The following is a 22,318-nucleotide window of genomic DNA, read 5'->3' on the forward strand; positions in this document are numbered from 1 at the left end:
AAGTTTGGCTATATTAGCCCTATCGAAAAACTAAAATCTACTTGGCCAGTTGCACTTATAACTTGAACATGGCAATTTCATAAATCATAAGTTAGTTGTCTTATAAAAATAGTATTTCATTTTATTTGTACAAATAAAATATGCTAAATTAATGTCTTTTTTGATCAAAAATAAATTAACTTACACCCTATCTAAAAATAAATAATATGTTTCTAAATTTTGACGACAAAGAGAATTTAATTTCAAAATTAAAAACTTTAAAAATTGATCAACAACCTGAATGGGGAATTATGACTCCTCAACACATGGTTGAACATTTAATTGTAACAACTAAACTATCAAATGGAGGTTTAAGTGTGCCTTGTAGAATTCCTGTTGAACAAATTCCACAATATAAAGCGTTCTTATTAGAGTCTGATCAAGAAATGCAAAAAGGAATTAAAGCAAATGGAATGGAAGGTTTGTTGGATTTACGTTATCCTTCTTTAGAAGCTTCTATTGAAAAATTAGAAGAAGAAATAGATAAATTTAACACGTTTTTTGAAAATAATCCAGACGCTAAAATTACAAATCCTGTTTTAGCAGAAATTGGTTACGAAGATTGGAAAACGTTTCATAAAAAGCATTACACGCATCATTTCAAACAATTTGGATTGATGTAAGAAATGATAAAAGCCGCTTAATAGCGGCTTTTATAACATCTATTCAAATCTTAAACAGTGTGATATTTAAAACTTTGTTCGTTTTTAATTGTTTTAACCGATTCGTAAATCAATTCGATTACATTTTTCACATCAGCTTGATGAACCATTTCAACAGTTGTATGCATATAACGCAACGGCAACGAAATTAGTGCAGAAGGAACACCACCATTGCTATATGCAAATGCATCTGTATCCGTTCCTGTTACGCGAGAACTTGCAGCTCTTTGAAAAGGAATATTATTTTTCTCAGCTGCATCAATAATCAATTCACGCACATTATTTTGAACTGCTGGAGCATAATATACAACTGGTCCATCGCCACATTTTTGCTCTCCTTCTTTCGATTTTGTAATCATAGGAGTCGTCGTATCATGCGTTACATCTGTTATTATTGCTACATTTGGTTTGATTGTTTGTGTAATCATTTCTGCTCCACGCAATCCTACTTCTTCTTGTACAGCATTTACAACATATAAACCAAAATCTAATTGATCTTTATTTTCGGCTAATTTACGTGCAACCTCTGCAATCATAAACCCTCCCATTCTATTATCAATGGCGCGGCAAACGAAATAACGGTCATTTAAGGTAAAAAACTCATCTGGATATGTAATGACACAACCAACGTGAATTCCAAGTTCTAGCACTTCTTCTTTGGATGTACAACCTGTATCGATCCAAATTTTATCTGGCGTTGGCGCTTCATCTTTACCTGCTTGACGTAAGTGAATTGCTGGCCAACCAAAAACTCCTTTTACAATTCCTTTTTTGGTATGAATATTCACCACCTTTGATGGTGCAATCATATGATCTGAACCTCCATTACGAATAACATAAATCAATCCATCATCAGAAATGTAATTTACAAACCAAGAAATCTCATCCGCATGTGCTTCAATCACTACTTTATATTTCGCGTCGGGGTTAATCACACCATATGCAGAACCGTAATTGTCTGTTTTTACTTCGTCTACATAAGGTTTAATATAATCCATCCAAACTTTTTGCCCTTCACTTTCAAAACCTGTTGGTGAAGCAGTATTTAAATATTTAGACAAAAAATCTAACGATTGTTGATCAAACAAATTATTTGTACTCATTTTAGTTTATTTATCTAACAAATGTACTAATTTTAGGAACAATTTTTGAACTAATTCACACATGAAATTTTATATCTATCACATAACATTAATGCTCACTTTTTTGGGTATCCCACATCTAAATGCCCAAATTTTCGGCTTAGATTTAGGAGGTAAAAGCCCATCTCAAGAAATCAAAAATGACTCGATAAATATTGATGAATTAACTTTTAGTCCTTTCGATACTATACATTTAAATGAATCAAGTTTTTATTCTGTTCATTTAAAATCAGATTTAGAAAAAAAATATTATATATGGCTAAGAAAGCGCGTGCGTGATGTTTGGCCCTATGTAAGAACAGCTGTTAGAGAATATAATTATGTTTCTGATACCATTCAAACAATGGATAAAAGACGAGATAAAAAACGTTTTATTAAAACGAGACAAAAAGATTTAGCAGATCAGTTTGAGAATCAATTAAAAAATATGTCAAGTTCTCGAGGTCAAATTTTAACGAAATTAATTTACAAAGAAACAGACAAAACAACTTACGATATTATTAAAGAATTACGTGGAGGATTAAATGCTTTTCTGTACCAAGCTGCAAGTGGAGCATTTAACATCGATTTAAAACAAACCTTTGATCCTAAACGTACTCGTGAAGATTTATATATCGCTGTCATTCTTCAACGAGATTTTGCCGATGGTATTTTAAAACCCGTCGACGAAGATTAGTTTATCTTTAACAATTACCTGTTACAATAATATTCTGTTTTTTTATTATATTTGATTTAATAAGGGAAAAACGTGAAAAACAATATAAAAAGAATCGGTGTATTAACCTCTGGAGGTGATGCGCCAGGAATGAATGCTGCCTTACGTGCCGTAGTTAGAGCATGCAAATATTACAACATTACATCTGTTGGCATTCGTCAAGGATTTGAAGGCTTGATTAACAATGATATGATAGAACTTGGACCTCGTTCAGTTAAAAATATTATTAATCAAGGTGGTACAATTCTTAAAACTGCTCGTTCAGCTGAATTCAAAACTATGGAAGGTCGTCAAAAAGCCTATGAGCATCTCAAAAAAAACAACATAGATGCACTTGTCATAATTGGTGGTGATGGATCTTTTACTGGAGCAAATACCTTTCACAAAGAGTTTGAGGTTCCGTTTATTGGAATTCCTGGTACTATTGACAACGATATCTTTGGAACAGACTTTACAATTGGTTATGACACAGCGTTGAATACTGTAATTGATGCGATTGATAAATTAAGAGATACTGCAACTTCGCATGATCGTGTATTTTTTGTAGAAGTGATGGGACGTGATGCAGGTTTTATTGCATTAAATAGTGGAATTGCTTCGGGAGCACAAGATATTTTGATTCCTGAACAACGTGATAGTGTAGAAGAATTATGCTCATCGTTAGAACGTTCAGAAAAATCTGGAAAAAAATCAAGTATCGTTGTGGTAGCAGAAGGCGAAAAATTAGGTGGAGTTTATGAATTAGCGAAACAAGTTCAATCGAAACATCCCGAATATGATATTCGCGTTACAGTATTAGGACATATTCAACGTGGAGGATCACCATCATGTCATGATCGTGTGTTGGCAAGTCGTTTGGGAATTGCTGCTGTTGAAGGTCTTTTACAAGATCAATCTAACTTAATGGCGGGTATTCGTTCCAATAAAGTGGTCTTCACCCCTATTGCTGAAGCTATTAAAAAACACAACGAAATCGATATGGAATTGATAAAAGTTGCAAATATATTAGCCATCTAATCTATAAATAAAAATATAAAGGGAAATTATATACTATGTCAAAAATTAAAATTGGAATCAACGGATTCGGAAGAATAGGTAGCCTTGTTTTTGGGGTTGCGATTGAAAGAGAAGATATTGAAATCGTAGGAATTAACGATTTAGTAGACGTTGATTATTTAGCTTATATGCTAAAGTACGACTCTGTTCACGGAAAATTTGACGGAGAAATTAAAGTCGAAAACGGAAATTTAATTGTCAATGGACAAACCATAAGAGTTACAGCTGAAAAAGATCCAGCTAACTTAAAATGGGACGAAGTTGGTGCTGATATTGTCGTAGAAGCCACAGGTTTGTTTTTAACTAAAGAAACAGCAGGTAAACACATCGAAGCTGGAGCCAAAAAAGTCGTTTTAACTGGACCTTCTAAAGATGATACACCAATGTTTGTAATGGGAGTTAACCATAAAGATGTTACTGCAGCTGATACCATTGTTTCGAATGCATCTTGTACTACAAATTGCTTAGCACCATTAGCTAAAGTTGTACATGAAAAATTTGGAATCGTTGAAGCTTTAATGACAACTGTCCACGCAACTACAGCAACACAAAAAACTGTCGATGGTCCATCTAATAAAGATTGGAGAGGTGGTAGAAGTGCAATGGTTAATATTATTCCTTCTTCAACTGGAGCAGCAAAAGCCGTAGGAAAAGTAATTCCAGAATTAAACGGGAAATTAACAGGAATGTCTTTTCGAGTACCTACAGTTAATGTTTCCGTAGTTGATTTAACAGTTAAATTAGCAAAAGAAACTAATTATGACGAAATCAAAAAAGTAATGCAAGAAGCAGCTGAAGGAGAACTGAAAGGTATTTTAGGATACACTGACGAACCTTTGGTTTCTCAAGATTTCGTAGGAGATACAAGAACTTGTGTTTTCGATGCGGGAGCAGGAATTATGTTAAATCCAACTTTTGTTAAATTAGTTGCTTGGTATGATAACGAAATTGGTTACTCAAACAAAGTTGTTGATTTGATTCAACATATGGCAAAAATTTAAAAGCTTAAATACTTTATTTTTAAAGTCTTCTCTTTTTTGAGAAGACTTTTTTATTTTTTCACATTCTATTCGTATTTTATGGTTTAATATTTGATTTCGGATATGCTAAACATTAATATGAAAAAAGAAATTGAATTTTCTGGTCCTAAGAAATCAACCATAGATAAACTATTGGCTTATTCTAAATCTATAAAAAATGTTAACACACAGAAAAAAGTTCATAAGGTTTTTATTTCCTTAAATTAATTTTATACATCAGAATTTTAAAGCATTACAATATTCTTATTAATACTACTTCATTATTATTAATTAATACAAAAATTAACAATTATTTATTTTTTTAAGAATTTATTAATTTATTTTAAGAATAATTATGTTAAAAAACTTGTAAGATTTTTTTGTTTAACTATATTTGGATAAACAAAAAAATTATAGCCTATAGATTTAACTCTACTTTAAAATTAACATTTACTATTATGAACTATGAAGACGACTCTTTATTAATCCAAGATTATTTGAGAGGTAACGAAAATGCTTTAGAAACATTGATAGAGAAATACAAAGGAAGAATCTATAGTTTTATATACTCCAAAGTCTTAGATAAGGATGTAACTGAAGATATATTTCAGGACACTTTTATCAAGGTTATCCTTACATTAAAAGGAGGACGATACAACGAAGAAGGTAAGTTTTTGCCTTGGGTTATGCGTATTGCTCACAATTTAACTATTGACTATTTTCGATCAAACAAAAGAATGCCGACTGTTAGTGAAACTGTAGGATACAATGAAGATTATAATATTTTTGATTTCATTGGAATTTGTGATGAATGCTCAGAAACTAAACTTATTAAATCTCAAATTGAAAATGACTTAAGAAATTTAGTTACTCAATTACCAGAAGACCAGAGAGAAGTTTTAGAATTAAGGATTTTTAAAGAACTTAGTTTTAAAGAAATTGCAGAGGAAACAGATGTAAGTATCAATACGGCATTAGGAAGAATGCGATATGCGATTATTAACTTAAGAAAAGTGATTGATAATAATAACATTATTTTAACAGTTGATTAAAAAATAAACTTACCTATTTAGCGTTTTAGAATAAATAAGTTTAAAAATGATAGAATTATACTCTGAAAATATTGAGCCTTCTCAATTAACAATTGATAAAATATTAGCTTTTTCAAAATCGATAAAGAGTATAAATTCGACTATTTTAAATGAAAATTTCATCATTAACATAAATTAAATTGTTTTTAAATTTTCAATAAAAAAGGTCTAAAATGTAAACATTTTAGACCTTTTTTTATACTGATATTCTCTAATTACTTGTGTGTAAAAGTAGATGTGATATTTAATTCGTCCATTTGAGTTTGATCAATTGGAGATGGTGCATCAATCATCACATCACGACCTGAATTATTTTTCGGGAACGCAATATAATCACGAATCGTTTCTGATCCATCTAAGATTGATACAAAACGGTCAAATCCAAATGCTAAACCTCCATGAGGTGGCGCTCCATATTTGAAAGCATTCATTAAGAATCCAAATTGAGCTTCTGCTTGTTCAGGTGTAAATCCTAATAATTCGAACATTCTTGCTTGTACTTCTTTATCAAAAATACGGATAGAACCTCCACCAATTTCATTACCATTTAGCACTAAATCATAGGCATTTGCACGCACTTCTCCTGGATTAGTAGCAATCAAATCCATATCTTCTGGTTTAGGAGAAGTAAATGGGTGATGCATGGCGTGGTAACGTTCAGATTCCTCATCCCATTCTAATAAAGGGAAATCGACAACCCATAAAGGTGCAAAAACATCTGGATTACGTAATCCTAAACGTTCAGCAATTTCCATACGTAAAGCAGATAATTGCGCACGAACTTTGTTTGCATTTCCAGACATCACTAACATTAAATCGCCTGGTTTTGCATTCATTCGTTCTGCCCAAGCCGATAAATCTTCTTGTGAATAAAATTTATCAACAGAAGACTTGAATGTTCCGTCTTCATTGTAACGTACCCAAACTAAACCATTTGCGCCAACTTGTGGACGTTTTACCCACTCGATTAACTTATCAATCTCTTTACGTGTATAAGAATTACATCCTTCGGCAGCGATACCCACGATTAATTCTTGCTCATCAAAGATTTTGAAATCATGACCTTTTGCTAAATCAGTAATTTCTCCGAATTCCATTCCGAAACGGATATCAGGTTTATCATTTCCATAACGACGCATTGCATCAGCAAATGTCATACGCGGAAATTCTCCAAATTCTAAACCTTTGAAGGTATGTAATAAATGTTTGGCTAAACCTTCAAAAACATTCATAATATCTTCTTGCTCAACGAATGACATTTCACAGTCAATTTGAGTAAATTCTGGTTGACGGTCTGCACGTAAATCTTCGTCACGGAAACATTTTACAATTTGGAAGTACTTATCTAAACCTCCAACCATTAATAATTGTTTGAACGTTTGTGGAGATTGTGGCAACGCATAGAATTCTCCTGGATTCATACGAGATGGAACCACAAAATCGCGTGCACCTTCTGGTGTAGATTTAATTAAAACAGGTGTTTCAACTTCTACAAAATCTTGAGCATCTAAGTATTTACGAACTTCCTGAGCAACTTTAGAACGGAAGATTAATTTATTTTTAACTGGATTACGACGAATATCCAAATAACGATATTTCATACGAATATCTTCTCCACCATCCGTATTATCTTCAATCGTGAATGGAGGTAATGCAGATTCATTTAAAATCGTGATATTTTCTGCTAAAATTTCGATATTTCCTGTTGGAATATTTGGATTTTTTGAAGCTCTTTCGATCACTGTTCCTGTTACTTGAATTACGAACTCGCGTCCTAACTGACGAGCAGTTTCAAATAATTCTTTTGAAGAACGTTCTTCGTCTAAGATGATTTGAGTGATTCCGTAACGGTCACGTAAATCGATCCACATCATAAAACCTTTATCACGTAGAGTTGATACCCAACCGCTTAACGTAACTTTTTCATTAATGTTGGCTTGTGTTAATTCACCACAAGTATGAGTTCTAAACATTTGTCGTCAAATTTATTGAACAAAGGTAAAGTTTTGAGTCGAAATAAAGAAGTTATCTAACTTTTTTGAGCAAATAAATTCAATAAAAAAGCGATTCAAAATTGAATCGCTTTTATCAAATTATGATTTCTGGTTTCTCAACTTACTATGTTTATAACCGTAAGTAAAATAAATGGTTAAACCTATTGCAATCCACACCAAGAAAATCATCCAGTTTTTTAACCCTAACTGCGCCATCATATAAAAACAACACAACATACCTGCTAATGGAATGATAGAAGTTCTTTTGAAAAACGTTCGGATGACCATAAAAACATAAATGAATAAGAAAATCACCATTGGAATTTTGTGTTTAAAAACATCCCAACCTTTCTCCATTTTCTTTTCTTCGTAAACAGGTAATTTTTGTATTGTTGACTCATATTGATCAGCTGATAGACTAGCCAAATAATCGTCTATATACTCTACCTCTTCACCTGTCAACTGATTAATCGTTGCATAAGAATCTTTTAATTCTTTTGGTGTTAATGAATTAACAAACTGCTCTACAGGCATCACTTGAGGTTTATTTGTAAAGAAACTTACAGAATCATCTTTAAAAGTCGTTGCACATAAAAATACAATAACAGCAGTTACAATTGGCATAATGAATTTTGCATCAATAAAAGGCGTTTTAAAATTTCCTCTTTTTGCATTTGGATCAGCATCCATTTTTAATACAGCTGCACAAACCAAAACAAAAGCAAACAAAGTTCCGATAGAACATGCATCTACAACCAACTCTAAATCGGTAAACAAAATAGGCACACCTACTACAAATCCTGTAAAGATTGTTGCAAAAGATGGCGTTTTAAATTTTGGATGAATCGTAGAAAACTTCTTTGGTAATAATCCATCACGAGACATTGTCATCCAAATACGAGGTTGTCCAATTTGAAATACGATAAACACACTCGCCATTGCTACCACAGCTGAAAAAGCAATAATTCCGGCGAGCCATTTTAGGTCTTTAATTTTATCAAAAACATAAGCTAATGGATCACCAACATTTAATTCAGAATAATGCACCATTCCTGTAATCACCAAGGCGATCAACACATATAAAATGGTACAAATAATAATTGAAGCAAAAATACCACGAGGTAAATCTCGTTTCGGATCTTTACACTCTTCCGCAGTCGTACTAATCGCATCAAACCCAATATAGGCATAGAAAACAGATGAAACACCAGCTAAAACACCTCCTATTCCATTTGGTGCGAATGGATCCCAATTATCTGGATTCACATAAAAAGCTCCAACAACAATCACTAATAAGACAACAGCTAATTTTAAAACAACCATTGCATTACTTGCTTTTCGAGATTCGTTAATTCCACGATAGACCAAGGCAGTAATCAAAAAAGTGATGACTAATGCAGGAATATCCACTACCATGTTAAATCCTAAATAAGGAGCATCTTTAAATGCTAAATATTTTGGAATTTCTTGTGCATAAGCTGAATTTGCTATCCCTTCTAAAGTTTTACCTTTTGCCAATTCATTCGAAACAAATTCAAAACCTTCTTTTGCTGTAAAGTAGTCCATTGTCATCCATTCAGGTAAATGTATTCCCAATCCGGAGAGCAAGGTGGTAAAATAATCACTCCACGAGATGGCGAGTACAATATTTCCAATTGCATATTCCATAATCAATGCCCAACCAATTACCCAAGCAAACAACTCACCAAACGCAACATAGCTATATGTGTAAGCACTTCCGGAAACTGGAACTAATGAAGCAAATTCGGCATAGGCAAAAGCAGTAAAACCACATGCAATAGCCGTAAATATAAATAAGAAGATAACTGCTGGACCGCCTTCGTAGCTTGCTCGACCAATGGTACTAAAAATACCAGCTCCAACAATTGCGGCGATACCAAAACCTGTTAAATCTCGAACACCTAAGGTTCTTTTCATTGTAGCAGTATTCTTCGCTGATTCTGCTAAAATAGATTCTACAGATTTTTTTCTGAATAATTGTGACATAATTTATTTAAAAAACTGGCAAATATAAAAAAGACAAACCCAAAAGAGGATAGAATCCGTATAAATATTGGTTTTTTATTCAGATTTTCTTTTTTATTCTGCTTGGTTAGATTAATTTTAAATTTAATTCAAAAAATTTACATGAAACAATTTTTATTTGCAATTGCTATAGCGGCGACGTTAGTAAGTTGTGATTCTACAAAACCAATTTCACAAGAGAAATACCAAAAAAGTCTGGTAAAATATACAGATAAAGTTTCTGAAGCCGAACTAAAAAAACAGTTATACATCATTGCTGCTCCTGATATGGAAGGTAGAAATGCAGGAACTGAAGGAGAAATAAAAGCGGGGAATTATATTTCGAATTATTACAAAGAATTAGGAATTAATGGTCCAAATAATAATTATTTCCAAATTATTCCTGCTGGAACTTTTAATCGTGTAAAAGGTCAAATGCGTAATGTAATGGGATTCATCGAAGGAGCTGAAAAGCCAGAAGAAATCGTTGTTATTTCTGCACATTATGATCACGACGGAATTAAAGATGGAAAATTATATCCTGGTGCTGATGATAATGGTTCTGGAACTGTTGCTGTGATGGAAATTGGTCGTATTTTCCGCGAAGCTGAGAAGAAAGGAATTCGTCCAAAACGTTCGGTTCTTTTGTTGCATGTTTCAGGTGAAGAAAAAGGATTGTTAGGTTCTAAATATTATTCAGATCACCCAATTTATCCTTTAGAAAACACAATTGCAAATGTTAATATTGATATGATTGGTCGTGTAGATTATGAGCACAATGAGAAAACAAGAGATTTTGTGTATGTAATTGGTTCTGAAATGCTATCTTCAGATTTGCACAAAGCTGTTTTAGCAGCAAACGAAGGTTTAGGAATTAATTTGGATATGCGCTACAATACACCAGACGATCCAAATCGTTTCTATTATCGTTCTGACCATTATAATTTTGCAAAACATAACATACCGTCTGTATTCTTTTTTAATGGAGTACACGATGATTACCACAAACCAGGCGATACACCAGATAAAATTGAATATGATTTGTTGACGCGTCGCACAAAATTAGCGTTCAATACAATTTGGATTTTAGCAAATGCTGAAAATAGACCAGTTGTAGACAAAGAATCGCCAATGCCTTCGACAAGATAATTAAAAACTATTATATAATAATAAAGGAAGCTTCTCGTTGTGTAATGAGAAGCTTCTTGTTTTGTAACAGCAAGGCAAAACTTATTTGCGCCCTACTTACCAATAGTTATAAACTTGCCTTTGTTATACTTTTATTTTAGTGTTTTTACTAATCAAATCAAGTTTCTGACCATTATAAAAAATAGTATAAAATGAATGATTGATGCAACGTTAACTTTATAAAATAAATTTAAAACTTCTTTCATAAAACTATATTGTCTCAATTCCGTAACTTTGGAGAACAATAAAAAAACGAACAATGAATAACGATATTCTTAATTTGGAACCAAAAGCAATCTGGAAAAACTTCTCAGCATTGAACTCAGTTCCAAGACCTTCTAAAAAAGAAGAAAAAGTACGTCAGTTCATCATCAAATTTGGTGAAGATTTAGGTTTACCTGTCGAAACGGACGAAGTAGGAAATGTTTTAATCAAAAAAGCAGCTTATCCAGGAATGGAAGACCGTAAAACAGTTGTGATGCAATCGCACTTGGATATGGTTTGTCAAAAAAATAACGATGTAGAATTTGATTTCGACACACAAGGAATCGAAATGTACATTGAAGACGAGAAGTTTGTAACGGCAAACGGTACAACTTTAGGTGCAGATAATGGAATTGGAGTTGCAACAATTATGTCTATTTTAGAATCGAAAGATATTCCTCATCCAGCTATTGAAGCATTCTTTACAATTGACGAAGAAACGGGCATGACAGGTGCTTTAGGATTGAAAGCTGGTTTTTTATCTGGTAAAATTTTGTTGAATTTAGATACAGAAGAAGATGATGAATTAGACATTGGTTGTGCTGGTGGAGTTGATATAACCGCTACAAAATCATATACTGCTGAAACAGCAAACGGAACCGCTTTTACTTTAACTTTAAAAGGTTTGAACGGAGGTCACTCTGGAATGCAAATTCACGAAGGTTTAGGAAATTCGAACAAATTAATTGCTCGTTTGTTAAATGCTGGAACCGAGTTTGGTTTACAAATTGCGCATATGGAAGGTGGAAGTTTACGTAACGCTATTCCTCGCGAATCATGGGCGACAATTGTAATTCCTACAGACAAAGTAGATGCTTTCAAGGCTGCATACGAAACTTTAAGAGCCGAAATCATCGAAGAATACGAAACAAAAGAGCCTAAAATGGTGATTACCTTAGAGTCTACTGATACTACTTCTGCAATGTCAGCGCAAGAATCTAAAGTTTTTATCCAAACTGTGATGGCTGCTTTCAATGGTGTTTACAGAATGAGTCCAGACGTTGAAGGTTTAGTCGAAACATCTAATAATGTTGCACGCGTAGAAATTATCGAGGGTAATATTCGTATTTTATGTTTAACTCGTTCTTCTGTAGAATCAGGTAAAGAAGCATTGGCTCAAACCTTAAAAGCTGGATTCGAATTAGGAGGTTTTGATGTCAATTTTTCTGGCTCATATCCTGGTTGGAAAGCCAATACTCATTCAGAAATTTTAGAAGTTTTAAAAGAAATTTATATCAAACAAAATGGTGAAGAACCAAAAGTTGTGGCATGTCATGCTGGATTAGAATGTGGGATTATTGGTACAAATTATCCTGGTTTGGATATGATTTCATTTGGTCCAAATATTTCGGGAGCACATTCACCTGATGAAAGAGTTGAAATCGTATCAGTTCAAAAATTCTGGAAGTATTTATTGGAGATTTTAAAAGAAATTCCAAATGATGGTCCAGTTGATTACAGCTGTGCAAATTCAAAAAACATTTAGTTTAAGGTATTAAAATAGATCAAAAGCCACTTTACAGTGGCTTTTTTATTACCTATATAATTAATTAATCTATTATTTATTCAAAAAAACACAATAAAAGATGATTAAATTAACAAAGATTAGGACAACTACAGATAATCAATTATTTTAGCATTTCGTAAAATTGAAGACTAACAAATAATGAAAAAATTTTTATTATCCACTCTCTTAGTGGTTATGCTTTTTCCTTTTAAAGTGAAAGCTGACGAAGGAATGTGGTTTTTGATGTTCATCGAACGTCTGAATCACCGTGATATGCAAAAACAAGGGTTACAATTAACTTCAGAAGAAATCTATAGTATCAACAACAACTCTTTAAAAGATGCTATTGTTCAATTTGGTGGTGGATGTACTGCTGAAATGGTATCTGGTCAAGGTTTAGTTTTGACAAACCACCATTGTGGTTATGGTGCAATTGCTGAATTATCTGCTCCTGAACACGATTATTTAAAAGATGGTTTTTGGGCTAAGGATAAAGCTGCTGAGTTAAAACCAAAAAACTTAAAAGTACGTTTTTTCGTTCGTATGGATGATGTTTCTAAACGTATTTTAGGTGTTGTGAACGATAAAATGTCTGAGTTAGATCGTGAAAAAGCAATTAACCAAGAGATTGCTAAAATTGAAAAAGAAAACAGCGAAAATGGAAAATATGTTGTTTCTGTACGTTCTTTCTTTCAAGGAAATGAGTATTACTACTTTGTTTACCAAGATTATGAAGATGTACGTTTAGTAGGAACACCTCCAAGTTCTATTGGTAAATTTGGTGGAGACACAGACAACTGGGAATGGCCTCGTCATACAGGAGATTTTGCTATGTTCCGTGTTTACGCAGATAAAGATGGTAATCCTGCAGCTTATTCAACAAACAATGTTCCATTACAACCAAAACATCATTTACCTGTTTCTTTAAAAGGCTATCAACCAGATGACTTCGCTATGATTTTGGGTTACCCAGGTCGTACAAATCGCTGGATGCCAGCGCAAGGTGTCGCTCAAAATGTTGAGTTCGCTTATCCTGCATGGGTAGAAGCTTCAAAAGTAACAATGGATCAAATGAAAAAATATATGGATCAAAATCAAAAAGTTAATATTGATTATGCATCTAAATATGCTGGAGTTGCGAACTATTGGAAAAACCGTGATGGTATGATTGAAGCATTAAAACTTCATGGAACAGTTGCGAAAAAAACAAAAGAAGAAGAAAAATTCAATAAATGGGCTCAAAAAGGAGCTAACAAAGCTGAATATGGTAATGTTGTTTCTAATTTGAATGATTATTATGCGAAAACAAATTTAGATGCTCGTCATAACAATTACATCAATATTTTATTACGCTATTCTACTTTAGCAAGTGCACCATACTCTATCGGTAAAGCGTTAGAAAATTATGCGGCTGCAAATGATGCAAAACGCAATGAGATGCGCCCTCGTATTCAGAATGCGATCAATGCATACTATGAAAAAATGTACTTGCCTTTAGAAAAAGATTTATTGACTGCTCAATTAAATCTTTATACTTCTAAAGCAAATGAAGCGGGATTAGCACCTTATGTTGCTGATTTAGCAAAACAAAATAACAACAATTTTACTGCTTTTGTAAACGATGCTGTTGAAAGAAGTTTCTTCGCTGATCAAAAACAAGTTGAGAATTTCTTAATCTCTCCAGATGTAGAAGTATTGAAAAAAGATCCATTATATGTTTTATCAAACGCTTTAGTAGAAAGAGCTTCTAAGCAAACAGATGAGCAAGCGAAATTAAACGATGTTTATTCTAAAAACTTCCGTTTATTGGTAAAAGGTTTACGTGAGTCTAAAATCGGAAATATCTTATATCCTGATGCAAACTCTACGTTACGTTTAACGTACGGATCTATCCAAAATTTACCAAAAAGTACAAATCCAAAACGTCAACCAGACGTTGCATCTAACTACTTTACAACTTTAGAAGGTACAGTTGCAAAACACATCCCTGGTGACGAGGAATTCGAAAATCCACAACGTTTATTAGATTTGGCTAAAGCTAAAGATTATGGACAATATGCGGATAAAGACGGATGCTTACACGTAAATTTCTTATCAAACAATGATATTACAGGAGGTAACTCAGGTTCTCCAGTAATGAATGGTAAAGGTGAATTAATCGGTATTGCATTTGATGGAAACATCGAAGCAATGGCTGGTGATGTTATCTTCGATCCTAAATTACAACGCACGATATCTGTAGATATTCGTTATGTTTTATGGGTTGTTGATAAATTTGCTGGAGCAAAACATATTGTTGATGAAATGACAATTGTAAAATAAATTACAACAATCATATCGCTTAAGGCTTCCGTTTTGGAAGCCTTTTTTTGTGGTGATAATTTAAACAAATACCTTTGTAAAAAGTTTAAAAAAAAATGAAAGTTATTCCACTATTTGAAGGAGTTTATCATGTAGATGAAAATAAGGAATTTCAATTTAAAAGTCAAGATATAATCGAGGGCAAACCAGAAAGTGGTTATTATTTAAACGTTCGTCCTTTTTTGGTTCAGGTTGCAGACGATAATATTTTGATTGATACAGGTTTTGGAGGAGAAATAGATTGCGAACCTATTGTACTTAGGAAGTTGTGCGAACATCATATTGAGCCCAATCAAATTACAAAAGTATTGATTTCACACCTGCATAAAGACCATGCAAATGGATTAGGAAATTGGGTTGGTGAACAATTTGTATGTAATTTTCCGAATGCTCTAATTTACATTCAACAACGTGAATATGATTACGCAATTGCTCAAACAAATAATTCGTATAATTACGAACGTTTAGAAAAACTAAAATCATTCAAGAACATTATTTGGATGAATGAAAATCAAGGTCAAATATCAAATCAAGTTGAATTTGAACTCACAGGTGGACATGTTCCTTTTCAACAAGTTTTCTGGATTAAAGAAAATGATGAAACTGTTTTTTATGGAGCTGATAATTTACCTCAATTAAATTATCTTAGATATCATGCAGCTTTCAAAAATGATATTGATGGTATAAAAGCAATGGAAGATCGTTTGCGTTGGGAAGTTGAAGCTAAGAAAGAACATTGGACGATTCTTTTCTATCATGGAAAACGGACAGCTACAAATAAATTTTAATAAAAAAGTCAGGTAACTTACCTGACTTTTTTAACTTATAGTTTTTCCTCACTATATTCTCCAATTAATGCATAATAGCCAAATAAAGCCATTCCAAAAACTATAATTGGAGTCAAAACAAAGAGTATAATAATTCCAAAAACCAAATCATCTTGAGAACCTGATGTTAATTTTGGAATTCCAAATTCCATAATACAAAAGTATGCCACAACGAGTGATAACACGATCCATACAATTCCTAATATTTTTTTAAGTATTTCCATTTTGTATTTTTTTTAATTCACATTTCTATCTTTGTTACTAATATAAATTGCTCCAATTATAAAACATACTGCAGCAATACCAATAGGATACCAAAGTCCTTCTAAATAAAATTGAGGATCACCATTGTTCTTTGCATTTGTAACTAAATACGTAGAAACTGCGGGTAATAAACCACCAAATATTCCATTTCCGACATGATAAGGCAACGACATTGATGTATAACGAATTTTGACTGGAAACATTTCTACTAAAAATGCTGCTATAGGTCCATATACCATTGTAATAAAAACGATTTGTATCCAAATTAAACCAATTAATTTCCATTTATTACCGCTTGTAATATGCGTTGTTCTTTTTACAATTTCACTTACTTTACCATCTACAATCTTCGCTTGTCCATTTTCTAAATGACGTATAGTCACTTGTTTATAGGTTGTACCATCTGTAAACGACTGATTAAGAGTATAAATAGAATCCGTAACTTCGCCATTCACTTTCATTTCTGCTTCGTGTTTTGTATCTGCTACTATTTCTTGTTTATTTTCTAAATTAGAAGTTTGATACATTGATTCGTAAATTGGACGATACGAAAAGACAGCTAAAATCATCCCTATTAACATCACCCATTTTCGACCTACCTTATCACTTAACCAACCAAATACAACAAAAAAAGGAGTTCCAAATAACAATGCTATTCCTAACAATGAATCAACTTGATTTGAATCTACATTCATAACAGTTTTCATATAGCTCATCGAATAAAATTGTCCAGTATACCAAACAACACCTTGTCCCATTACCGCACCAAAAAGAGCTAATAGTACGAATTTCATATTATAGCGGTTACCAAATGATTCTTTCAAAGGATTTTTAGATGTCGTTCCTTCATCTTTTGCCTTTTTAAAAGCAGGAGACTCGTCCATATTTTTTCGGATTATATAAGAAACATATACCATAAAAATAGATAAGGCAAATGGCACCCTCCATCCCCATAAATCAAACTGTTCTTCAGAAAGAACTGATTTAGTTAATAAAATAACCAATAACGATACAAACAAACCAATTGTAGCAGTTGTCTGTATCCAAGAAGTCCAATAACCTCTTTGTCCATCTGGAGCATGTTCGGCTACATATGTCGCAGCACCACCATACTCACCACCTAAAGCCAAACCTTGTAATAAACGTAATATTAAAACCAATAATGGTGCAAGAAAACCTATTGTTTCATAAGAAGGTATACAACCAATCAAGAAAGTAGCACCTCCCATCAAAATTAGAGTTGCCATAAAGGTATATTTTCGACCAATTATATCTCCTAATCTACCAAAAAAATAAGGCTCCAAATGGACGAACTACAAAACCAGCTGCAAATGTTGCAAGAGTAGAAAGAAAGGCTGCGGTAGGATTTTCTGCAGGGAAAAATTTTGTGGAAATAACAACTGCAAGACTTCCAAAAATAAAGAAATCATACCATTCGATCAAAGTTCCCATAGAGGAAGCTCCAATCACTTTCCAGATTGTTTTTTTACTTGTTGTTTCACTCATAAATTTTGTTTTTTTTGTGTTAATTATAGTTATAGTGTTATTTTATAATAATATCATTGCTTGTAGTGTGATCATATCATCCATATGTTTTGGTTGATCGAAAGATTTTTGGTATTCAACTGATATTTTTGCATTCTGCCCATCGATGTACCAATTGCCTCCAATTTTAAATTCATTTGCAGGTTTTACTAACCCTTTAAAATCTCGATATGAATACCCTACATAAGGTTGAATTCTATTGCGAAATTTCCCCTCTCCTTCTTTAATATTTTTAGGTAAAAGATAACCAACATGTCCAGAGAATTGACTTCCATCACCTACAACATTCCCCTGAACATAAGCATCTCCCATATCAGAATATTGATATTTTGTATAAGCAGTAATAGAAGAAGATTGTCCAATTGGCGCATCATAAAAAGCATCAACTGCAAGATGTGTAACATTTTCTCCTATCAAATTATCATGCTCTTTTTTTACAATTGCATTACTTTGATTAAAAAATCCTGCTCCAATATTAAACACTTTTTTTGTTCCTAAATAAGTTCCTACACGATAAGGTAATGCATTCGATTCTTGATCAAGAAATTGATAATCAAAATAACCTGAAACAGCATATTTCCCTTCACCAAGTAAAGCTTTACCTAAGTATTTTTCTTGTCCATTCTCTAAAATTGAATTCGAATTTCCATCTAACGTATTTGTAATTGCATCGCTTAATGCTAAACGGTAATTTAATTTTCCTACACGTCCTTTTGCAAAAACCCCTAAATGATTTGAAAATTGATCTGACAAACCAAGTGTAGCCCAATCTGCGCGATTATTATCTAACATTAACATATTAATAGATCCTTGAGCATTACCTCGAGAAATCCCTCCAAAATTATGTACTCCTGCCCCTAACGCTAAGTTATTTGTGACTTTATATTGTAAAAACATTTCGTGTAAAAAAAATGAAACATCAGAACTCTTTCCAACTGGAGAAAGATTATTGTCGTAAATTCCATTTGCACCAAAATGAGTTAAGATCATAAAACGATCATTAATTTGTGAATAAGCCAAGACACGAGCTCTTTTAATCGAAAATCCATCATTCGCATGTTTTCCTTCATAATCCTGAAACCAAGTTTGTCCCCATAAAATAAAGCGAACATATTTGTTTCCTTCTGGATTCAGTTTAACCACTAAACCTCCATCATACTCCGAAGCATATTGCGCTTTTGTATGCGATAATCCAATGGTTAATAAAATGCTAATGGCCAAAATATTTTTCTTCATGATACAATAATTAGGTGTTAATTTTACAATAGTTATGATTAAACATTTTCAAAACACAAAACCTTAACTTTATCTAAAATAATATGTTGAAAAATAAAAATATCATATTTTTCAAAAAAATGAATGATTTTATTAATAGTGTAATTAAGACACTATTATTTTTTAGAAATCCTTAAAAAAAAATGATAAAAAAGTTTAAATTAATAATTAACGAGCTTCATTTTCTTAAATTTTTTTTAAAAAAACTATAAAAATTTAAATGATTTTTATTTAATCAAGAAGCAAATAATTTCATTTTTATTAAAATCGAATCAAAAATTTATAAATTCTATCTAATTGCTACTATTATAATCAATTTGTAAATATTCAAATTCTCTACTTATATTTATAAAAAAACAAATGTTTATAAATCGATACCCTCAACGCATTGTTTGCTTAACAGAAGAAGGAACCGAAATTTTGTATACTATTAACGAACAACATCGTTTGGTGGGTATTAGCGGCTTTACTTATCGACCACCACAAGCACGAAAAGAAAAACCAAAAGTTTCAACTTTTTTAGATGCAAAATTTGAAGAAATTATTGAACTTAAGCCTGATTTAGTTATTGGATATTCAGATTTACAAGCAGATATTGCTGCTGAATTAATTCGAAGAGGAATTAATGTTTTAATTTTTAACCACCGAACAGTTGAAGAAATTTTAAATATGATTCTTCAATTTACTTCATTAATTGGTTGTCAAGACAAAGGAATAAAATTAGTTGAATCGTATGAAAAACGAATCGAAACAATAAAAAAACAAGCTTCTCTTCTTCCCTATCAACCAACTGTTTTCTTCGAAGAATGGGACGAGCCAATTATTTCTGGAAGTGCTTGGGTAAATGATTTGATAGAAATTGCTGGTGGAAAATTAGCTTTTCCTGAACTTAAAAATAAAGCTTTAGCAAAGGATCGAATCTTATTGAATAAACAAGTGATTGAACGAAATCCTGAAATTATTATTGGTTCTTGGTGTGGTAAGATGTTTAAACCCGAAAAAGTAGAACAACGAATAGATTTCGAAAAAATAAAAGCTGTGCAGAATAATCATTTATATGAAATAAAATCTGAGTTGATTTTGCAACCTGGTCCTGCTGCTTTAACAGATGGTTTGGACGAAATTGTACAGATAATTAACAATTATAAATAAAAAATTCTGCTAATAGCGTGATTTTAATTATTGCATTACATTAGAAAATCATCAAAATAGGAAAATAGACATATCACCACGTAGCACTAATTTTTCACAGAACTATAACTAATAAAGATTTTCAAACTTTTATTTATCGAACTGAAAATCAACTCACTTATCTTTACCAACAATCTAATTAAAATAGAAAAAGTAGCCCGATAAAGTACACTGCCCCCAAAAAGTTAGACACTTTTGGGGGCATTTTTATGGCAAGAAAAGTAAAATATGATGTAACATACAAGTTGCGATGTGTCAAAGAAGTTTTAGAAAAACATCATTCAGTTCATTCTATATCACATCAAGAAGGTATTTCAGAAAGTTTATTGCGTAAGTGGATTACTGATTATCATAATCAAGGAGCTTTAGGTTTAGAACCTAAGAAAAACCAAACGTATAGCGTTGAATTTAAGTTGAAAGTTATTAAGGCTATAACTAGTCAATATCTTAGTTTACATGAAGCCAGAGTTAAATTTAATATTCCAAGTGAATCGGTTATTATAAAATGGCAAAAAGATTTTGCTACCTTTGGAATAGACGGATTAAAACCCAAACCAAAAGGCCGTCCCAAGACTATGAGCACATCTAAAGGTAGACCTAAAAAATCGAAACAACCGTTAACAAGAGAAGAAGAACTATTGTTAGAGATTGAACGTTTACGTTGTGAAGTTGCACTCTTAAAAAAGTTCAATGCCTTAATTCAAGCCGAGGAAGAAAAACAAAAGAAACTTGGACGCAAGCCATAAATGAATTAAGGCCAGAATTCAATCTAAATTTACTTTTAGATTGTACACATATGGCTAGAAGTAGCTTTTACTATCACAATTTGCGTAGTAAAACAGATAAATACCAGGAATTAAAACTTAAAATAAAATCCATTTATCATAAGCATAAAGGGCGATATGGCTATCGACGAATTACCGATGAATTAAGAAAATCAGGAACTATCATCAATCATAAAACTGTTCTTAAACTGATGAATAGCTTAGGATTAAAGAGTTTGATTCGAAGAAAAAAATACAAATCTTACAAAGGAGAACAAGGAAAGATTGCACCAAACATCTTGCAAAGAGCATTTAAGGCTGATAAACCCAACCAAAAATGGGTAACAGATGTTACCGAGTTTAAAGTAAAAGATAAAAAATTGTATTTATCACCGATAATGGATCTGTACAATCAAGAAATTATCAGCTATGAGTTAAGCGAACGACCTGTTTTTAATCAAGTAACTCTAATGCTTAAAAAGGCATTTAAAAAAAATAAAGACACCAAAGATTTGATAATACATTCCGATCAAGGATGGCAATATCAAATGAAACAATATCAGGCTTTATTAAATGAAAAAGGAATCATACAAAGTATGAGTAGAAAAGGAAATTGCTTAGATAATGCTATTATCGAGAATTTCTTCGGAATACTGAAATCGGAACTATTTTATTTACAAAAATTTAATTCTATTGAAGAGCTAAAAAAAGAAATAAAACAATACATTTACTATTACAATAACGATAGAATAAAATCGAACTTAAATAAAATGAGTCCGATAGAATATCGAACTCATTTTTATAATTATTAATTTTTAATCTGTCCAAACTTTTGGGTGCAGTCTAAAGACTACTTTTTTTTGAATTTTTTTTATTTATACCAACTACTATACATCAAATAATTATTTGCAATACGTTCAATTTCGCCTTCTTTTAATTCTTTCGGGACATCTTTTACTTTTTTTGCAGGAATTCCAGCCCATAACTCACCTTCTTTAACATGTGTACCTTTGGTTAAAATAGCTCCCGCTGCTATCAACGAATTAGACTCTACAATACAATCATCCATCACAATTGCTCCCATTCCAATCAAAACATTGTCATGAACAGTACATCCATGCACGATTGCATTATGTCCAATCGAAACATTATTCCCTATAATCGTCGGAGATTTTTGATACGTGGCATGTATCGTAGCGTTATCTTGAATATTCACTTTATTACCCATTTTTATAAAATGAACATCTCCACGTACCACAGCAGAAAACCAAATTGAGCAATCATCGCCCATTTCTACCTCACCTACAACCACTGCATTATCCGCTAAAAAACAGTTTTTACCGAACTTTGGTGCATGTCCATTTAATTCTTTAATTATTGCCATAACAA

General features: G+C 32.2%; 17 protein-coding genes and 2 pseudogenes. 12 read left to right on the forward strand and 7 right to left on the reverse strand.

Annotation, left to right across the window (positions count from 1 at the left end; genetic code table 11):
* Positions 1–206: 206 nt before the first annotated feature.
* The gene (locus tag IF125_RS11120; RefSeq protein WP_225542532.1) at positions 207–662 is read left to right on the forward strand and encodes a hypothetical protein; all 456 of its coding nucleotides are present in this window, start codon (positions 207–209) and stop codon (positions 660–662) included.
* 50 nt (positions 663–712) lie between these two features.
* On the opposite strand, the gene IF125_RS11125 is transcribed toward IF125_RS11120, so the two are convergent.
* The gene (locus IF125_RS11125; RefSeq protein WP_225542533.1) at positions 713–1,804 is read right to left on the reverse strand and encodes a M42 family metallopeptidase; all 1,092 of its coding nucleotides are present in this window, start codon (positions 1,802–1,804) and stop codon (positions 713–715) included.
* A 61-nt stretch (positions 1,805–1,865) separates the two neighbouring features.
* Between IF125_RS11125 and IF125_RS11130 the strand changes: the two genes are divergently transcribed.
* The 4 genes from IF125_RS11130 (at position 1,866) to IF125_RS11145 (ending at position 5,685) form a co-directional block, all read left to right on the forward strand.
* Positions 1,866–2,519, forward strand: coding sequence for a DUF4294 domain-containing protein (locus tag IF125_RS11130; protein WP_188319871.1), 654 nt, complete (start codon positions 1,866–1,868; stop codon positions 2,517–2,519).
* A gap of 72 nt (positions 2,520–2,591) precedes the next feature.
* Positions 2,592–3,575 carry a 6-phosphofructokinase gene (gene pfkA / locus IF125_RS11135; RefSeq protein ID WP_225542534.1) on the forward strand — a complete coding sequence of 328 codons (984 nt, stop codon included), beginning with the start codon at positions 2,592–2,594 and terminating at the stop codon, positions 3,573–3,575.
* A gap of 35 nt (positions 3,576–3,610) precedes the next feature.
* Positions 3,611–4,615 (forward strand): type I glyceraldehyde-3-phosphate dehydrogenase, encoded by a 1,005-nt coding sequence (gap, locus tag IF125_RS11140; protein ID WP_225539418.1) that lies wholly within the window; start codon positions 3,611–3,613, stop codon positions 4,613–4,615.
* Positions 4,616–5,091: 476 nt separating this feature from the next.
* Positions 5,092–5,685, forward strand: coding sequence for an RNA polymerase sigma factor (locus tag IF125_RS11145; RefSeq protein ID WP_171622297.1), 594 nt, complete (start codon positions 5,092–5,094; stop codon positions 5,683–5,685).
* Positions 5,686–5,939: 254 nt separating this feature from the next.
* Here IF125_RS11145 and aspS read toward each other — a convergent pair whose 3' ends face one another.
* On the reverse strand, positions 5,940–7,697 hold the full coding sequence (gene aspS / locus IF125_RS11150; protein ID WP_225542535.1) for an aspartate--tRNA ligase: 1,758 nt from the start codon (positions 7,695–7,697) through the stop codon (positions 5,940–5,942).
* A 120-nt stretch (positions 7,698–7,817) separates the two neighbouring features.
* Complete coding sequence (locus tag IF125_RS11155; RefSeq protein WP_225542536.1) at positions 7,818–9,725, reverse strand: amino acid permease; 1,908 nt, start codon at positions 9,723–9,725, stop codon at positions 7,818–7,820.
* 141 nt (positions 9,726–9,866) lie between these two features.
* Here IF125_RS11155 and IF125_RS11160 point away from each other — a divergent pair, with 141 nt between their 5' ends.
* The 4 genes from IF125_RS11160 (at position 9,867) to IF125_RS11175 (ending at position 15,851) form a co-directional block, all read left to right on the forward strand.
* Complete coding sequence (locus IF125_RS11160) at positions 9,867–10,892, forward strand: M28 family peptidase (protein ID WP_225542538.1); 1,026 nt, start codon at positions 9,867–9,869, stop codon at positions 10,890–10,892.
* Positions 10,893–11,190: 298 nt separating this feature from the next.
* Positions 11,191–12,681 (forward strand): aminoacyl-histidine dipeptidase, encoded by a 1,491-nt coding sequence (locus tag IF125_RS11165; RefSeq protein WP_225542539.1) that lies wholly within the window; start codon positions 11,191–11,193, stop codon positions 12,679–12,681.
* A gap of 180 nt (positions 12,682–12,861) precedes the next feature.
* Positions 12,862–15,024 carry a S46 family peptidase gene (locus IF125_RS11170; RefSeq protein WP_225542540.1) on the forward strand — a complete coding sequence of 721 codons (2,163 nt, stop codon included), beginning with the start codon at positions 12,862–12,864 and terminating at the stop codon, positions 15,022–15,024.
* 95 nt (positions 15,025–15,119) lie between these two features.
* Entirely contained in the window at positions 15,120–15,851 is a 732-nt protein-coding gene (locus tag IF125_RS11175) for an MBL fold metallo-hydrolase (protein ID WP_225542541.1), read from the forward strand.
* Between the two features lie 35 nt (positions 15,852–15,886).
* Here the strand turns inward: IF125_RS11175 and IF125_RS11180 are convergent, their stop codons facing one another.
* The 3 genes and pseudogenes from IF125_RS11180 to IF125_RS11190 form a co-directional block, all read right to left on the reverse strand.
* Positions 15,887–16,114 (reverse strand): DUF6814 family protein, encoded by a 228-nt coding sequence (locus tag IF125_RS11180; protein WP_225542542.1) that lies wholly within the window; start codon positions 16,112–16,114, stop codon positions 15,887–15,889.
* Positions 16,115–16,126: 12 nt separating this feature from the next.
* Positions 16,127–17,660 (reverse strand): annotated as a pseudogene (locus IF125_RS11185) (MFS transporter).
* Positions 17,661–17,702: 42 nt separating this feature from the next.
* Positions 17,703–18,935 carry a hypothetical protein gene (locus IF125_RS11190; RefSeq protein WP_171622288.1) on the reverse strand — a complete coding sequence of 411 codons (1,233 nt, stop codon included), beginning with the start codon at positions 18,933–18,935 and terminating at the stop codon, positions 17,703–17,705.
* A gap of 399 nt (positions 18,936–19,334) precedes the next feature.
* Between IF125_RS11190 and IF125_RS11195 the strand changes: the two genes are divergently transcribed.
* The 3 genes and pseudogenes from IF125_RS11195 to IF125_RS11205 form a co-directional block, all read left to right on the forward strand.
* On the forward strand, positions 19,335–20,126 hold the full coding sequence (locus IF125_RS11195) for a cobalamin-binding protein (protein WP_225542543.1): 792 nt from the start codon (positions 19,335–19,337) through the stop codon (positions 20,124–20,126).
* A gap of 248 nt (positions 20,127–20,374) precedes the next feature.
* Positions 20,375–20,911 (forward strand): transposase, encoded by a 537-nt coding sequence (locus IF125_RS11200; RefSeq protein ID WP_225542544.1) that lies wholly within the window; start codon positions 20,375–20,377, stop codon positions 20,909–20,911.
* Positions 20,902–21,741, forward strand: a pseudogene (locus IF125_RS11205) (IS3 family transposase); the annotation flags it as partial. The gene IF125_RS11200 and the pseudogene IF125_RS11205, both read left to right, overlap by 10 nt.
* A gap of 59 nt (positions 21,742–21,800) precedes the next feature.
* On the opposite strand, the gene IF125_RS11210 reads toward IF125_RS11205, so the two are convergent.
* A complete protein-coding gene (locus tag IF125_RS11210; RefSeq protein WP_225542545.1) occupies positions 21,801–22,313 on the reverse strand; it encodes a gamma carbonic anhydrase family protein in 513 nt (170 codons plus the stop codon).
* Positions 22,314–22,318: the final 5 nt, after the last annotated feature.

This window comes from Empedobacter stercoris (assembly GCF_020281205.1).
GTDB classification, from domain to species: Bacteria; Bacteroidota; Bacteroidia; order Flavobacteriales; family Weeksellaceae; genus Empedobacter; species Empedobacter stercoris.

Bases quoted from the DNA above. Each gene is read 5' to 3' on its own strand.
- IF125_RS11120 (WP_225542532.1), top strand. From the start codon at position 207: ATGTTTCTAAATTTTGACGACAAAGAGAATTTAATTTCAAAATTAAAA.
- IF125_RS11125 (WP_225542533.1), bottom strand. From the start codon at position 1,804: ATGAGTACAAATAATTTGTTTGATCAACAATCGTTAGATTTTTTGTCT.
- IF125_RS11130 (WP_188319871.1), top strand. From the start codon at position 1,866: ATGAAATTTTATATCTATCACATAACATTAATGCTCACTTTTTTGGGT.
- gap (WP_225539418.1), top strand. From the start codon at position 3,611: ATGTCAAAAATTAAAATTGGAATCAACGGATTCGGAAGAATAGGTAGC.
- IF125_RS11145 (WP_171622297.1), top strand. From the start codon at position 5,092: ATGAACTATGAAGACGACTCTTTATTAATCCAAGATTATTTGAGAGGT.
- aspS (WP_225542535.1), bottom strand. From the start codon at position 7,697: ATGTTTAGAACTCATACTTGTGGTGAATTAACACAAGCCAACATTAAT.
- IF125_RS11155 (WP_225542536.1), bottom strand. From the start codon at position 9,725: ATGTCACAATTATTCAGAAAAAAATCTGTAGAATCTATTTTAGCAGAA.
- IF125_RS11160 (WP_225542538.1), top strand. From the start codon at position 9,867: ATGAAACAATTTTTATTTGCAATTGCTATAGCGGCGACGTTAGTAAGT.
- IF125_RS11165 (WP_225542539.1), top strand. From the start codon at position 11,191: ATGAATAACGATATTCTTAATTTGGAACCAAAAGCAATCTGGAAAAAC.
- IF125_RS11170 (WP_225542540.1), top strand. From the start codon at position 12,862: ATGAAAAAATTTTTATTATCCACTCTCTTAGTGGTTATGCTTTTTCCT.
- IF125_RS11175 (WP_225542541.1), top strand. From the start codon at position 15,120: ATGAAAGTTATTCCACTATTTGAAGGAGTTTATCATGTAGATGAAAAT.
- IF125_RS11180 (WP_225542542.1), bottom strand. From the start codon at position 16,114: ATGGAAATACTTAAAAAAATATTAGGAATTGTATGGATCGTGTTATCA.
- IF125_RS11190 (WP_171622288.1), bottom strand. From the start codon at position 18,935: ATGAAGAAAAATATTTTGGCCATTAGCATTTTATTAACCATTGGATTA.
- IF125_RS11195 (WP_225542543.1), top strand. From the start codon at position 19,335: ATGTTTATAAATCGATACCCTCAACGCATTGTTTGCTTAACAGAAGAA.
- IF125_RS11200 (WP_225542544.1), top strand. From the start codon at position 20,375: ATGGCAAGAAAAGTAAAATATGATGTAACATACAAGTTGCGATGTGTC.
- IF125_RS11210 (WP_225542545.1), bottom strand. From the start codon at position 22,313: ATGGCAATAATTAAAGAATTAAATGGACATGCACCAAAGTTCGGTAAA.